At 38.5% G+C, this 13703-nt stretch carries 16 protein-coding genes; 12 read left to right on the plus strand and 4 right to left on the minus strand.

What is annotated here, in order from left to right; genetic code table 11:
- The first annotated feature begins 52 nt into the window (after positions 1 to 52).
- Together hemH and ACQKL5_RS05605 are read left to right on the plus strand one after the other, a co-directional pair.
- Positions 53 to 985, plus strand: coding sequence for a ferrochelatase (hemH, locus tag ACQKL5_RS05600; RefSeq protein ID WP_427607062.1), 933 nt, complete (start codon positions 53 to 55; stop codon positions 983 to 985).
- Positions 986 to 1518: 533 nt separating this feature from the next.
- Positions 1519 to 2094 carry a TetR/AcrR family transcriptional regulator gene (locus ACQKL5_RS05605; RefSeq protein WP_427607064.1) on the plus strand — a complete coding sequence of 192 codons (576 nt, stop codon included), beginning with the start codon at positions 1519 to 1521 and terminating at the stop codon, positions 2092 to 2094.
- 146 nt (positions 2095 to 2240) lie between these two features.
- Here ACQKL5_RS05605 and yhfH read toward each other — a convergent pair whose 3' ends face one another.
- Positions 2241 to 2369 carry a protein YhfH gene (gene yhfH, locus ACQKL5_RS05610; RefSeq protein ID WP_427607066.1) on the minus strand — a complete coding sequence of 43 codons (129 nt, stop codon included), beginning with the start codon at positions 2367 to 2369 and terminating at the stop codon, positions 2241 to 2243.
- A 170-nt stretch (positions 2370 to 2539) separates the two neighbouring features.
- On the opposite strand from yhfH, the gene ACQKL5_RS05615 reads away from it, so the two are divergent.
- The 4 genes from ACQKL5_RS05615 (at position 2540) to ACQKL5_RS05630 (ending at position 6746) form a co-directional block, all read left to right on the plus strand.
- Positions 2540 to 3274 carry an MBL fold metallo-hydrolase gene (locus ACQKL5_RS05615; protein WP_427607067.1) on the plus strand — a complete coding sequence of 245 codons (735 nt, stop codon included), beginning with the start codon at positions 2540 to 2542 and terminating at the stop codon, positions 3272 to 3274.
- Positions 3275 to 3320: 46 nt separating this feature from the next.
- A complete protein-coding gene (locus ACQKL5_RS05620; protein WP_427607069.1) occupies positions 3321 to 4310 on the plus strand; it encodes a lipoate--protein ligase in 990 nt (329 codons plus the stop codon).
- A gap of 185 nt (positions 4311 to 4495) precedes the next feature.
- Positions 4496 to 6040, plus strand: a complete 1545-nt coding sequence (locus ACQKL5_RS05625) for a fatty acid--CoA ligase family protein (RefSeq protein WP_427607071.1) — start codon at positions 4496 to 4498, stop codon at positions 6038 to 6040.
- Positions 6041 to 6218: 178 nt separating this feature from the next.
- Entirely contained in the window at positions 6219 to 6746 is a 528-nt protein-coding gene (locus ACQKL5_RS05630) for an HD domain-containing protein (RefSeq protein WP_427607073.1), read from the plus strand.
- 138 nt (positions 6747 to 6884) lie between these two features.
- Here the strand turns inward: ACQKL5_RS05630 and ACQKL5_RS05635 are convergent, their stop codons facing one another.
- Complete coding sequence (locus ACQKL5_RS05635; protein ID WP_427607075.1) at positions 6885 to 7472, minus strand: SCO family protein; 588 nt, start codon at positions 7470 to 7472, stop codon at positions 6885 to 6887.
- Between the two features lie 197 nt (positions 7473 to 7669).
- Between ACQKL5_RS05635 and ACQKL5_RS05640 the strand changes: the two genes are divergently transcribed.
- The gene (locus tag ACQKL5_RS05640) at positions 7670 to 8935 is read left to right on the plus strand and encodes a M48 family metallopeptidase (protein ID WP_427607076.1); all 1266 of its coding nucleotides are present in this window, start codon (positions 7670 to 7672) and stop codon (positions 8933 to 8935) included.
- Between the two features lie 153 nt (positions 8936 to 9088).
- Complete coding sequence (locus ACQKL5_RS05645; RefSeq protein ID WP_427607077.1) at positions 9089 to 9898, plus strand: YitT family protein; 810 nt, start codon at positions 9089 to 9091, stop codon at positions 9896 to 9898.
- Between the two features lie 64 nt (positions 9899 to 9962).
- On the opposite strand, the gene ACQKL5_RS05650 is transcribed toward ACQKL5_RS05645, so the two are convergent.
- Positions 9963 to 10199 (minus strand): IDEAL domain-containing protein, encoded by a 237-nt coding sequence (locus tag ACQKL5_RS05650; protein ID WP_427607079.1) that lies wholly within the window; start codon positions 10197 to 10199, stop codon positions 9963 to 9965.
- 291 nt (positions 10200 to 10490) lie between these two features.
- Between ACQKL5_RS05650 and ACQKL5_RS05655 the strand changes: the two genes are divergently transcribed.
- Together ACQKL5_RS05655 and ACQKL5_RS05660 are read left to right on the plus strand one after the other, a co-directional pair.
- On the plus strand, positions 10491 to 11057 hold the full coding sequence (locus ACQKL5_RS05655; RefSeq protein WP_427607081.1) for a competence protein ComK: 567 nt from the start codon (positions 10491 to 10493) through the stop codon (positions 11055 to 11057).
- A gap of 164 nt (positions 11058 to 11221) precedes the next feature.
- Complete coding sequence (locus ACQKL5_RS05660) at positions 11222 to 12043, plus strand: methyl-accepting chemotaxis protein (protein WP_427607083.1); 822 nt, start codon at positions 11222 to 11224, stop codon at positions 12041 to 12043.
- Positions 12044 to 12097: 54 nt separating this feature from the next.
- Here the strand turns inward: ACQKL5_RS05660 and ACQKL5_RS05665 are convergent, their stop codons facing one another.
- On the minus strand, positions 12098 to 12472 hold the full coding sequence (locus tag ACQKL5_RS05665; RefSeq protein ID WP_427607085.1) for a hypothetical protein: 375 nt from the start codon (positions 12470 to 12472) through the stop codon (positions 12098 to 12100).
- A gap of 288 nt (positions 12473 to 12760) precedes the next feature.
- On the opposite strand from ACQKL5_RS05665, the gene ACQKL5_RS05670 reads away from it, so the two are divergent.
- Complete coding sequence (locus ACQKL5_RS05670) at positions 12761 to 13375, plus strand: TVP38/TMEM64 family protein (protein WP_427607086.1); 615 nt, start codon at positions 12761 to 12763, stop codon at positions 13373 to 13375.
- A 45-nt stretch (positions 13376 to 13420) separates the two neighbouring features.
- Positions 13421 to 13576 carry a hypothetical protein gene (locus ACQKL5_RS05675; protein ID WP_427607087.1) on the plus strand — a complete coding sequence of 52 codons (156 nt, stop codon included), beginning with the start codon at positions 13421 to 13423 and terminating at the stop codon, positions 13574 to 13576.
- The last annotated feature ends 127 nt before the right edge of the window (positions 13577 to 13703 follow it).

Consider the following 13703-nt stretch of genomic DNA (forward strand, 5'->3'; position numbering starts at 1 on the left):
GTTCGTTAAAACACAAGAGAATGACTGAAACTTTTAAAAGAGGTGTAATTTCATGACAAAGAAAAAAATGGGTCTTTTAGTTATGGCATACGGAACTCCATATACCGAAGAGGATATTGAAAGGTATTATACGCATATCCGTCATGGGAGAAGACCAAGCGAAGAATTGATCGATGATCTTAAAGGTAGATATAAAGCAATTGGTGGATTGTCCCCTTTAGCAAAGATTACAGCCGGACAAGCTGAAGCACTTGAAAAGCAATTGAATTCGATTCAAGATGAGATTGAATTTAAGGCATATTTAGGCCTAAAGCATATCGAGCCTTTCGTTGAAGACGCGGTTCAGCAAATGCATGAGGATGGAATCACGGAAGCAATCAGTATTGTATTGGCTCCCCATTTCTCAACCTTTAGTGTGAAGTCTTACAATGGACGTGCACAGGATGAAGCAGCTAAATTCGGCATGAAGATTCAGTCCGTTGAAAGCTGGTACGATGAGCCTAAGTTTATCCAGTATTGGGTGGACCAATTAAAAGACGTAATTGGTAAAATGACTTTAGAAGAACGTGATAATTTCGCCTTGGTCGTTTCGGCCCACAGCCTTCCGGAGAAGATTTTACAATTGGGAGATCCATATCCGAAACAACTTGAAGAGACAGCAAAATTAATTGCCGAAGGTGCAGGAGTTTCAAATTATGCAGTGGGTTGGCAAAGTGCCGGACAGACACCAGAGCCTTGGCTTGGTCCTGACGTACAAGATCTAACGAGAGATCTTTATCATGAAAAAGCGTTCAAGGCTTTCATTTACATTCCTGTTGGGTTTGTGGCGGAGCACCTTGAGGTCCTTTACGATAATGACTATGAATGTAAAGTGGTGACTGAAGAAATTGGCGCTGGATACTACCGCCCTGATATGCCAAATGTAAAACCGGCATTTATCGATGCGTTGGCTACCATTGTTTTGAATAAGCTAGATGAGAAGTAATTTCTAAAAACAGGGCGATGTATGGTGAATAAGCCTATGAATGCGATTGCCATAATCGGCTGAGGGTTAACCAGACCTGCTTCAGCTTATAATCTACAAAAAGTTGAAGCAGGAAGGGCCTTCCTCATGAAGCTGTCTTAATTTGGAGCTGACCCCCGCTAGAGTTTAACGGGCTAGGCTAGCAATAATAGGTACGAGAAAATCCTACTCTGAAATTCTTAAAGAATTGTTTGTCTTCAGGTTGCTAGTCACCTCGGTGGCATTCAATGCAGACACATTTCTCTAGGGAGTTATTTGGTAGTGGCTTTGTGGTGTCCAGAAACAGATGTCAATTCCTTGACCTGCTGTATACCCAAAGGCATTGGTCTCGTATGATATCTTCACAAGGTTACTGTTTTATTCATTCATCATTATATCCGAGATGTTCTAAGAAGCGTTTTGAAGTAATTAGATTGAATAAGAAGAGATGTTTTGGTAAGATAGAATAGAATTTATTGACCGTTTCTTTATTTTGGTCAGATTTGGGGTGAGGAATGTCTGTTGATCGCAAGAAGTTGATACTGGAAGCTGCTACTAAGTCCTTTTCACTTTTTGGATATAAAGCAACGACGATGGATCAAGTGGCTAAAATAGCTAATGTGGGTAAAGGCACGATCTATACCTTTTATAAGAATAAGGAAGAGTTGTTTAAAGAGATTGTCCAACGGATGATAGAGGAAATGAAGTATGAAGCTGAACAATCCTTCGATCAAGAATTAACCTTCTTTGAAAATTTACATAGGGCTATGTATCGCATCTTGGAATTTAGGCAGGAACATCAACTTTCCTTAAAACTTCTCCAGGAAGAAAGGGAGATTGGTACGCCGGCCGTTCAAGATATGGTGAATGAAATGGAAGAAGCCATTGTGTCATATATTAAAGAAAAACTAAAAGCTGCGATTGAAAAGGGAGATATTCAGCACTGTGATCCAGAGATAACGGCTTTCCTCATGTTAAAAATGTATCTTGCCCTCATTTTTGACTGGGAAAGGAACCATGCCCCATTAGGGAAAGAAGAAATAGCTGAATTATTCAAAGTATATTTATTTAAGGGATTATCAGCTACTTGATAATTCTTTTTTTTTGTTTTTTGACTTCGTGACTGTACCAATTTCAGAATAAACAGATAAAAAAGACGTTTTCCTCACTCGGAAACGTCTTTTTTATCTGGGGATAAGATTTTGATTGGAAAGTGGATGTGTAAACACTTAGACTATCATTCTCCAGAAAGGCAATGACTACACTGGTTTCCGTAACATTCATGTTGTTCTTCTACCTTTTTTCCACATTCCACACAATGTTTTGGAGGTAAGTTTTTAAAGAACTCAACGCTACTTTGAATCATAATCGTCATCTCCTTAATTTTTGTATTAATCTGATTTCTATAAACCAATTGTATTATAACAGTTTATTTTTGTCAACTCATGTTTTATAACATATATGAAAAAGATGAAATGAGAGTTGGAATAGTTTATATTTATGGAGAAGTCATGAGAGGATAAAGGAGTGCCAAAGATGAAAATCACCGTAATTGGCTGCTGGGGCGGCTACCCAGCTAAAAATGAGGCAAGTTCCGGCTATTTGCTTGAATATGAAGATTTTCGCATTCTGCTCGATTGTGGAAGCGGTGTCTTATCGCAGCTACAAAATCACATGAAACCGGGAGAACTTGATGCGGTTGTCTTATCACATTATCACCCAGACCATATAGCGGATATTGGTGTCTTACAACATGCCGCACTAATAGAGCAAATATTAGGCAGTGAAAAAAAGACCATGCCTATTTATGGGCATGATTTGGATGCTATGGAATTCGAAAAGCTGACCTATAAAGATATTACAAAGGGAGTGGCCTATTCTGCCGATAAACCTTTGAAGATAGGTCCATGCACGTTTACCTTCATGAAAACAAAGCATCCAGTCCCGTGCTTTGCCATGAGGATCGAGGCTGAAAATCGTGCCCTTGTCTATACGGGTGACAGTGCCTATATGGATGAACTGGCCGAATTCGCTAAGGATGCAAACGTTTTATTATGTGAAAGCAATTTTTACAGCGACATGGATAGTTCAAAGGCTGGTCATATGACTGCAAGGGAAGCGGGCATGCTTGCAGATAAAGCAGATGCGCAACTTTTGCTGTTAACCCATCTTCCACATTACGGGGATCTCAATCAACTTAAACAAGAGGCTTCCGAAGTTTTTAAGCGAGAAATATCTATAGCCAAAAGCAATCTTGAATTTCAATTATAAATGTTACATAAACAAATGGATGAAGATGCCACGAGGGGGAGCTACATTGCTTTTTATTGATAATAAAGGAATCACTGATCCACAGATTAATTTAGCTATCGAGGAATATGCACTTAAACACCTGGATATTGATGAAACCTACCTACTATTCTATATTAATCGTCCTTCGATTATTATCGGAAGAAATCAAAATACGATTGAGGAAATCAACTCTGATTATGTTGATGAAAATGGGATTACTGTCGTCCGTCGTCTTTCAGGTGGAGGCGCGGTTTATCATGATTTGGGGAATCTCAATTTTAGCTTCATCACGAAAGATGATGGGGACAGCTTTCATAATTTCAAAAAATTCACTGAGCCAGTCGTTCAAACGCTTGAGAAATTGGGAATCCATGCCGAATTGAGCGGACGTAATGATATCCTCGCTGAAGGGAAGAAAATATCAGGTAATGCGATGTTTTCAACGAAAGGCAGGATGTTCAGCCATGGTACATTGCTGTTTAAATCGGAAATGGACCATATCGTTTCAGCTCTGAAGGTGAAAAAAGATAAAATTGAGTCAAAAGGAATAAAATCAATCAGAAGCCGCGTTGGCAATATTGCCGATTTCCTAAAAGAGCCAATGTCAGTGGAAAAATTCCGTTCGTTCCTTCTGAATAATATTTTCGAAGATAATGAAGTCATTCCGGAGTATATTTTAACAGAGGACGATTGGAAAAAAATCCATGAAATTTCTAAGGAAAGATATCAAAATTGGGAATGGAATTATGGGAAATCCCCCAAATTCAACGTACAGAATTCACATAGATTCCCTGTGGGGTCAGTGGATATACGTCTTGAAGTAAACAAGGGGATCATAGGGAATTGTAAAATTTATGGTGACTTCTTCGGAGTCGGGGAAGTTACGGACATAGAACAAAAGCTTATGGGTATTCGCTATGAAAAGGAATCAATCAATCGCGTGTTGGATGAAATTGATGTCCATCATTATTTTGGTAATGTAACAAAAGAAGAAATCCTAGCGCTTATTTATTAGGTGGTTTTCAAAAGCCATTCCATATTAGGGAATGGCTTTTGTGTATAAAAATGACAATAATTTCTTCAAATTGGATAAAATTGTTGATGTTGGTTCTCTCTTTTAATATAATAAAACTGTATTTAGTTTGCGTTAAAAATGAATGACTACTCATTCATGATGTTTATACAGGGGGAGGGAGAACGATGAATTTATCTCAACAACTTCATCAAACGGCTTTAATAAAGGCTGATAAGCCAGCTTATTATTTTATGGACCAATCTACTTCATATAGAGAACTGGATGCGGCGGTCTCAAAGTTTGCAGACGAACTACATAAGCTTGGTGTCTCAAAAGGTGATAATATTGCCTTGCTTTTAGGTAATTCTCCACATTTCATTATTTCGATGTATGGTGCTTTGCGTACAGGAGCGACCGTTATACCTGTAAATCCCATTTACTCACCAGATGAGATTGGGTATATCCTGAATAACGGCGACGTAAAGGTAGTGGTGGCTTTAGATAAGCTTTTACCATTATTGGAAAAGATGAATCCCATTCTTTCGAGTGTTGAGAATTATGTCATTTGTGAAACGCAACCGGATAATGGGGATAGTAGCAAACTTAATATTTACCCTAAAATGAAATCGTTTACAAGAATGTTGGCTACGGGGGAGGTTCAGTTTAAAGGACCAGATTTAGATCCTGAAGACACAGCCATCATTCTATATACTTCGGGAACTACAGGAAAGCCGAAAGGTGCCATGCTCTCCCACAAAAATATCTATTCCAATGCACACGATACGGGTGAGTACTTGAATATTACGGAAGAAGACCGAGTTGTTACTACGTTGCCCATGTTCCACGTATTCAGTTTGACTGTTGTCGTGAATGCGCCATTATTGAAGGGTGGAACATTGTTAATCGTTCCTCAATTCAGTCCGAAGGAAATTTTCAGGCTAATCAAAAAATATGAAGCAACCGTTTTTGCAGGCGTTCCTACCATGTATAATTTCTTGCTTCAATATCCTGAAGGAACAGCTGAAGAACTTGAATCGTTACGTTTTTGCATTTCAGGAGGTTCGGCTTTGCCTGTATCCCTTCTTGAATCATTCGAGAAAAAGTTCAATGTGAATATTTCAGAAGGTTATGGTTTATCAGAAGCTTCTCCTGTTACATGCTTCAACCCTTTGGATCGTCCAAGAAAAGCCGGCTCGATTGGGACGAACATCTTGAATGTTGAAAATAAAGTTGTGAATGAACTAGGAGAAGAAGTGGAGATTAATGAAGTTGGGGAGTTAATTGTCAGAGGGCCCAACGTGATGAAGGGGTATTACAAAATGCCTGAAGAAACGGCTGCCACTTTAAAAGATGGCTGGCTTTATACAGGTGACTTGGCCCGCATGGATGAAGAAGGTTATTTTTTTATTGTGGACCGTAAAAAGGAATTAATCATTGTTGGTGGATTTAACGTTTATCCAAGAGAAGTGGAAGAGGTTCTCTATGCTCATCCCGAAGTGGTCGAGGCAGCAGCGATAGGTGTACCAGATCCCAATCAGGGTGAAGTCGTTCAATGCTTTGTCGTGAGGAAAACCGATATGTTATCCGAAGAAGAATTACTTGCCTATTGTTTAGAACATTTGGCTAAGTATAAAGTTCCGAAAAAAATTGAGTTTATAGACGAGCTCCCGAAAAATACGACAGGAAAGATTTTGCGCCGTAGTTTAAAAACTCATGTAACCCAAGCTTGAATGATACCTTCAAGAAAAGGAGACAATTGCCGTAGGGGGCGATTGTCTCCTTTTTTGTACAGACAACTTTGAAGGAAAAGCATAAATTAGAGGAAGTGAGCCTTTATCTTGCTTATTCTTTTAAAAAGCGATAAGATGGTTATTAAAAATTTCCCTAGATGAGAGGAGAAGAGGAAGAATGAGAGATGTAACACTATTAGATATATTCAACCATCCGATTGCTCAAAAATACTTGAACCGCTCAGGGTTGGCCCACGCTATAGCGGTGTCATACCATGCATTTCATCTAGCGAAAGAATACAACGTGGATCCGGATATCGCTGCCAAAGCTGGACTCTTACATGATATGGGCCATTTCACATGGTACAGCAATGGGAAATGGGATTATGACATGTACAAAAAAAATGATATCCATCCAATTAAAGGGGCTGAGAGAGCTCATAAATTGTTAATCCGGCTTGGTGAAAACCCGATTAAAGCCAAGACGACTTCCCTCGCGATTCTATTTCACACCGATTCATTTTTACCTTCAAATGATATAACCCGAACACCACTTCAGCAGGTCGTCAAATGGGCCGATGAAAAAGATGAGGAAGAAGGCGGAAATCACCATTACCGAAAAATTGATTTCCTACGTGCAAAAGAAAGCATTATTCAATTAGATAAACTCATTGATGAAGAAGAAAGAAAAAAGCTATCATCCTAAATCATCATGGATGGTAGCTTTTTTCATGTAGAAATATTCGAGTCTTGTGTTTAGTGTCAAACTTTAAAGTTTCGAATTTCCCTTTCCCAATGGGAATGGACGAGAAGGTGATCCACTTTGTTCCGCCATGCGTATGGCTTATTCGACTTCTTTCATTATGGCTTTATAGACATCGTCTTTATCGAAATTATACTCACCCATGCCGAAGACCTTAACGACATGATTATCCGCATCGAGTAAATAAGTGGCCGTACTATGAACGAACTTACCGGTTCCGGAATCCCGAAAAAGAAAATCGAATTGATCTGTTAGCTTTTTAGTGTCCATTGACGTCCCACGTAAAATCTCCCAACCGTCTGTTTCATTTATATCAAATGCCTTAGCGTAAGTTTTTATTTTATCGGGTGTATCCATTTCTGGATTGAAAGTGATGGTCAAAAACTCCACTTTATCCCCAAAAATATTTTGCTTAACAAGCTTATCCCGAATCTTTTGCATTTGATAGGTGGTATTTGGGCATATATCTGGACAATCGAGGTACATGAATTCTAATAGGCGAACTTTGGGTTTTAAATCGGAGAAGCTGTATGTGCCTCCGTCATGCGTATTCATCACTAAATCTTCAGGAAATTCCATTTTGGACTGGCGATACTCTGTAAAATAATAGATACCTGATCCAATCCCGATTACTAATAAAGCAGTGAATATAATATAAATTTTCTTCATGCGTATCTGTCACCCCGAGTCAATTTAAATAGATTGATATCTTCACTATACAGGATGATTTTCCAAAACAAGGTATGAAATCGGGAGAAATAATGAACATTTATGGACATTTATATGAAGGGAACGAAATACGGTTCTAACCTGTCCATTTTGGATTAAACTATATAAGGCAGGTTTGTTTTAAAGGAGGGGGCTTCATGGTTAGGAAATGGGCTGGGAGAGCGATTCTTTTATATCTCCTTTTTGTGGCAGTGATGTATTGGTATATATTCTATGGTGCAGACACTTCGATTCCTCAGGCTTTACGTGGCACTGCAGCTGACCCCGCAGAGTTTTTGAACGCTAGGGAGCTCAAACTCAGTGAGGATTATTCAGGGCTGCGAAACTTCATATTTTTCGTTGCGACCCCTTATGAATGGCTGTTGTATTTTTTCATCATGCTATTCGGATTTTCAAGGTATTTTGAAAAATCAGCTTTGACTATTAGTAAACGAAAAGGACTGCAAACGACCATTTATTTATTTTGGCTTTCATTGATTTCTTATGTAGCGATGTTTCCAATCAGTTTCATAGGCTATCAAATGAGTAAAAGTTATCATATAAGTACCCAGAGCTTTTCATCATGGATGAAAGACGATATCATCGATTTTTGGGTGAATTTTGGGACGATGCTCATCATCGTTTCCGTTCTATACTGGCTGATGAAAAAAAGTGCAAAGAAATGGTGGCTTTATGCTTGGCTGTTATCGATTCCATTTACCTTGTTCCTCATGTTCGTCCAACCGGTCTTGATTGATCCCTTATATAATGATTTTTATCCACTGAAAAATAAGGAGTTAGAAACGGAAATCTTGGCACTGGCCGGACAAGCGGATATCCCGGCTGAACATGTTTATGAAGTGAATATTGCAGAGAAAACGAATTCCCTGAATGCCTATGTAACGGGGATAGGCTCGAATTCCAGAATCGTTCTTTGGGATACGACCTTAAATAGGCTTGACGAAGACGAAATCCTTTTCATCATGGCACATGAAATGGCCCATTATGTGGAAAAACATATTTACATCGGAATAGCAGGTTATATCGTCATGACATTGGTCGGTTTATGGTTGACGGCAAAAATCATGAATTACATCATTGGGCGATGGGGACGCTTGATTAAAGTTCAATCAATGGACAGGATTTCTTCGTTGCCTTTATTCCTCTTGATTACCTCCGTGTTGCTGTTTGTTTCCAGCCCGCTTTCCAATTACGTTTCCCGTTATCAGGAAACGAGAGCGGACCGTTATGCCATTGAAATGACAGGAGACCATGAATCGGCCATCACTTCCTTCCAGGAGCTCACGAGATCAGGGCTAAGTCAGGTAAATCCCCCTATCTTAGTCAAATGGCTTCGTTATTCCCATCCCACCATGCTGGAGAGGATATCAACGGTGGAAAATGAAGAAATGAATGATGACTGAAAGCTAGCCTCATAAGCTAGCTTTTTTTCTTGCCTAATTTTAAGAAAAGTGGGAATCGATGGTTCATTTTCAGAAAAAACTATCATTTTATAAATATTCCGTTCTCTACTATAATAAATTAAAATTCCCAGAGCGTTTTTAAGGAGAGCATCTATGTATAATATACTTTTAATCACGTTAGGATCGGTGCTTGTTGCCTTGGCCTATAACTTATTCTTGATTCCACATTTGATTCTCAGCAGCGGACTTAGTGGAATTGCCATTATGTTAGGAATCATCACCCCGTTAAATACAGGGGTTTTGAATTTCTTATTAAATCTGCCATTACTTATTCTGGGATATCTAAAATTGGGAAGACGTTTCATCTCATTTACAATCTTGTCGGTTGTGGTCATTTCGGTCAGTTTGTATATTATACCTGTATACGGAGTTTCCTCTGAGCCAATATTATCTTCTTTATTCGGAGGGGTCATTTCTGGTATCGGTATCGGCATTATCTTTCGTGCTTCAGGTTCATCGGGAGGATTCGATATCATTGCGATGCTCTTGGCTAAGAAGAGAGACTTCCCCCTTGGTACCTTACTTTCAGTGATGAATGCGATCGTGGTGATTGTCTCCGGCTTTAGGTTTGGATGGGATGCCGCATTATACACATTGATTTCGATTTATGCAGCAGGTAAAGTGATAGATACCATTCATTCGAATCATATCAAATTAACTTTAATGATTGTGACGAAAAAAGGCGATGAAGTGAAAGAACGGTTACTGGCCAATCTATATCGCGGCATTACGGTCATGGATGGGGAAGGAGCCTATTCGGGTGAACGGAGCAAAGTGTTGATGACGGTCATTACACGTTACCAGTTAACCGATGTGAAGGCGATGATAAAAGAAGTGGATCCACAAGCCTTCGTTAATATTACCGAAACGACTGAGGTCATGGGAATGTTTCATAAAGAATGATGACGAATTTAAAAGCCTCCCGTATCAGGGAGGCTTTTTCTAAGGTATTTCATTCATAATTTGATTAATTTCCAAACTGTTTCAATAAGGCATTCAAATCAGTGCTTAATTTGAGGAATAGAGGTTTGTTCTTAGTATCCAGAGCTTCATCGATTTCCTTTGTAAGGATATTCTTTTTAGTCGTAAGGAACGATTCCATAATGATCATGTCAATTAACATTTCCTGAACGGCTGCATCATTTTTGATTTCCTTCGTTGATAAGGACTTCACTGACTCTGAATATGATTTATCATTTTTCAAAGTAACCACCCCTGACCCTTTTTATTAGTATATGGATTAATGGATATAAAATCAACAGAAAATTTAAAATAATTAGATAAAATGAGTTTGTGTCGTTAAAATGACGAGATGATAAGGCTTGTGAAAGAATTTTTAATTTTTTGTGAACTTGAAGGTAAGTTAGGTGAATTATGCTATTATAGTGGTGAATTTAACCCGTTTTGACTGGGACCGCCCAAAATGGAAAGCTTCAACGATATTAAGAAAGATGGATGGTACTTGATAAATGAAATAGGAAGAGGTGGATGTAATTTGAAGGAAAGCTGTACAGGAATAATCGAAGAATATGAAATTACTCCTTATACACTAATGGTCATGCCGATTAATTATGGAAGTAAGATTTACTCTCGAATCATTGAGTTGGAAGATGAGTTCATTTCTCCGTTCAAGCCCTTGGATATTATCAAGAAAAGCTGTGAGTACTTTGGTTCAAGTTACGGTGGAAGGAAAGATGGTACGAAACAACTCATAAATATCACCCACAAGGCACCCATTGCCATCGATCCGACCAGTTCAATTTTCTTCTTTCCGACTACATCTCCCTTGCGTCCTCAATGCACCTGGTTATCTCATGAACATGTAGTCTCCTTTACGCGACTAGACTCTAAACAGACAACGATCACTTTCAGAAATAGAAAATCATTCGATATCGACGTATCGAGCAGTTCGTTTGAAAACCAATTACATCGGACTTCCTTTTTAAAATCCAAATTGATCCAAAGAATCGAGGAAACCAAAAGAAAATCTTTCTATTTATTTACCGAATCCGACGGCCTAAAAGCGTCAGAAATGATTTCGAAATATCCGTCTCTGAAGTAATCAATCGGGTATTACATGGAAGCGTTATTAGAATTTTCAACAGGTAAGATTTCTCTTCATCTTAAAAATTAAGAAATAAGGCAAAAAATATTTACTAGAACAGTATTCTTTGGTAAAATTTAGCTTTATAGTAGGGATGGAGTGTTGCAACAGTGTACAACAATATGTTTGGGAAAATTGATTCGCTGGAAAGTATAATTAATATGGTACCTATAATTAAAGCGGCAGTTCCCTCTGAATTATCGATAGCCATATGTGATTTAGAAAAGTTCATTGAATATTTCCCTGGTGAAAGAATAAATTTACATATCAAAAAAGGGCAGTTATTGAATCCAGAAGAACCTCTCGCTATAGCATTGAGTCAGGATAAACCATTAAAGTCTGAGGTGCCGGCTGATTTTTATGGTTTTGAATTTACTGGAACAGCCGTGCCTCTTCATGATAAGAATAATCAAGTCATTGGTGGTATAGCCATCCAAATACGTAGGCAAAGTGAACTGAGGTCGATTGCGGATCAAATTTCAGTATCATTGAGTCAAGCCAATGAGAGAATTATTAATATTGCGGAAGGGTCTCATTCATTAGCAGGCGTTTCCACTGAACTTCTAGATTCCTCTCACAAAGCTGGAGAAGATGTTAAAAATACGGATGAAATATTGTCCATGATTAAAAGAGTGGCAACCCAAACGAATTTATTAGGATTAAATGCAGCTATAGAGGCCGCTCGTGCAGGTGAAAAAGGTAAAGGGTTCGAAGTCGTAGCCAAAGAGATTAGGAAGTTTTCCAAAGAAACGGTCACATCTACTCAAATGATCCGTGAAAAATTAGTGCAAATCCAAGAAGTGACGCAACAAATGGGGACATCAATTGAGCGAATAGCTTCTGTGGGTCAAGAGCAGGCGGCTTCCATTGAGGAAATCTCTACTTTTGTAGAAGAAATTAAAAAGATGTCCGATAAGCTCAACAAATATACGGATAAATTATAAAAGGAAGTCAACAGTATTTGTTGGCTTTTTCATTGTTCCTAGAAATAAAGAAGGCTAAATTTTCTCAGTTCTAAATCCCCTTTGAAAAAGGTAATGACATAATATTTCTTCCGTTTTATTTCGGAGACGGGGATTAAAGTAGTTATGGTGCTCTTCGTATCCTTTATATAAAAAGCAATACATAGTAAAAGATTCATCGCTATTTAATTTACTTACCTTGATATTCTCCTTCCGCAAGTAGCGTCGTACCTCAACAAGGTCTTCTTGGACGGATTTTAGAGCGCGTTCGATAAGCTCTAAATAGGGCCTTTTTAATTTAAAAGGACTTAATTCGATGACCTTGAGATCCCGGTTTAAGACTGTAATCACCATGGGAAGGTAGATGGCTTTTTCAATCATATTTCGGTCATCCTCTGGTATGCGGGTCATCTTGACCGCCCCTTTCTAATAAACGTTTTCTTATGTTATGTATGTTAGAACAGAAATAGAACACTTGTTCTTGTTATATCCTAACTGAATCATATTTGATATGCAAGCGGTTTTCCCACTCGCGTGAAATTTTTGTTAATAAGATTATGATTTCCTGAGATAGGGAAAGTATGATGATAGATGGGCATTTATTCTTGCAATTTAAGGGGAAAGTGTTATATCTAAAATAGGACGGATTTTTTATTAAGAGACGCTGCTTGAATAGAAAGCAAGCCGAGGGAGATAGTCATGAATCTTGATGCGGTACTTGAGTGGATAACACTTGAACATATATCAGAACTTATTAAGCAATACCGTTCATTCGGTCCAATTCCTGGTATTTTATTGCCAATGCTAGAAGCCTTTTTGCCATTTTTGCCATTGGTTGTTTTTGTCGTAGCCAATGCTACCGCTTTTGGCCTATGGTGGGGATTTTTATTTTCCTGGATAGGAGCGATAGCTGGTGCGTTTCTGATTTTCTTAATCATTAGAAGATACGGCCAGATGAGGTTCTTTCGCTTTCTTCAAAAACATAAACGGGTACAAAGGTTGATGAATTGGGTGGAAAGCCATGGTTTCGGTCCGTTATTTCTCTTGCTTTGTTTCCCTTTCACGCCATCTGCCATCGTTAACATCGTGGCAGGACTTTCAAAGGTAAGCACGTTACAATATGGACTGGCAGTAATTGGCGGGAAAGCAGTGATGATTTTTACAATCAGTTTTGTTGGTTATGATATAGTATCGCTTATTCATAAGCCAGTACGTACAGTGATTGTCGGAATCATTATCTTCATCCTATGGTTTGTAGGAAAAAGATTAGAGGTGCGGTTAAATAAAAGCATGAAGAGGGAGGAAGGGAAATAAACGATACAAGCAGTAGGGTATGGAGAATAGAGAATCACCCGCCTGATGAAAGTATCTATTGTGGATATTGCGGTTTTTTGCCAAACGGGAATAGGCCTTCTAGAGGTTAATGGTTATATAAAAGGTAAGAAAGTGACTGAAGGAAGGGGTATCGGGAGACTGAAGGTACAGTCAATCCAAGATATTGGCCAATCCTCTTGATTTTAAAGTAAAGTACTGCAGGAGCCTGGATAAGAAGGGCTTTTTTCTTTTGTTTTAAATACGAACGTACGGTTGGTGTTTTTCATTGCATAAGGGTAAAATTAAAGGAAAATAATCATAAATGGAA

The sequence above is a fragment of the Peribacillus sp. NPDC097675 genome, assembly GCF_050277655.1.
Taxonomy (GTDB): domain Bacteria; phylum Bacillota; class Bacilli; order Bacillales; family DSM-1321; genus Peribacillus.

Coding starts and splice junctions, on each gene's coding strand:
- hemH (WP_427607062.1), top strand. CDS start 53: ATGACAAAGAAAAAAATGGGTCTTTTAGTTATGGCATACGGAACTCCA.
- ACQKL5_RS05605 (WP_427607064.1), top strand. CDS start 1,519: ATGTCTGTTGATCGCAAGAAGTTGATACTGGAAGCTGCTACTAAGTCC.
- yhfH (WP_427607066.1), bottom strand. CDS start 2,369: ATGATTCAAAGTAGCGTTGAGTTCTTTAAAAACTTACCTCCAAAACAT.
- ACQKL5_RS05615 (WP_427607067.1), top strand. CDS start 2,540: ATGAAAATCACCGTAATTGGCTGCTGGGGCGGCTACCCAGCTAAAAAT.
- ACQKL5_RS05625 (WP_427607071.1), top strand. CDS start 4,496: ATGAATTTATCTCAACAACTTCATCAAACGGCTTTAATAAAGGCTGAT.
- ACQKL5_RS05630 (WP_427607073.1), top strand. CDS start 6,219: ATGAGAGATGTAACACTATTAGATATATTCAACCATCCGATTGCTCAA.
- ACQKL5_RS05635 (WP_427607075.1), bottom strand. CDS start 7,472: ATGAAGAAAATTTATATTATATTCACTGCTTTATTAGTAATCGGGATT.
- ACQKL5_RS05640 (WP_427607076.1), top strand. CDS start 7,670: ATGGTTAGGAAATGGGCTGGGAGAGCGATTCTTTTATATCTCCTTTTT.
- ACQKL5_RS05645 (WP_427607077.1), top strand. CDS start 9,089: ATGTATAATATACTTTTAATCACGTTAGGATCGGTGCTTGTTGCCTTG.
- ACQKL5_RS05660 (WP_427607083.1), top strand. CDS start 11,222: ATGTTTGGGAAAATTGATTCGCTGGAAAGTATAATTAATATGGTACCT.
- ACQKL5_RS05665 (WP_427607085.1), bottom strand. CDS start 12,472: ATGACCCGCATACCAGAGGATGACCGAAATATGATTGAAAAAGCCATC.
- ACQKL5_RS05670 (WP_427607086.1), top strand. CDS start 12,761: ATGAATCTTGATGCGGTACTTGAGTGGATAACACTTGAACATATATCA.
- ACQKL5_RS05675 (WP_427607087.1), top strand. CDS start 13,421: ATGAAAGTATCTATTGTGGATATTGCGGTTTTTTGCCAAACGGGAATA.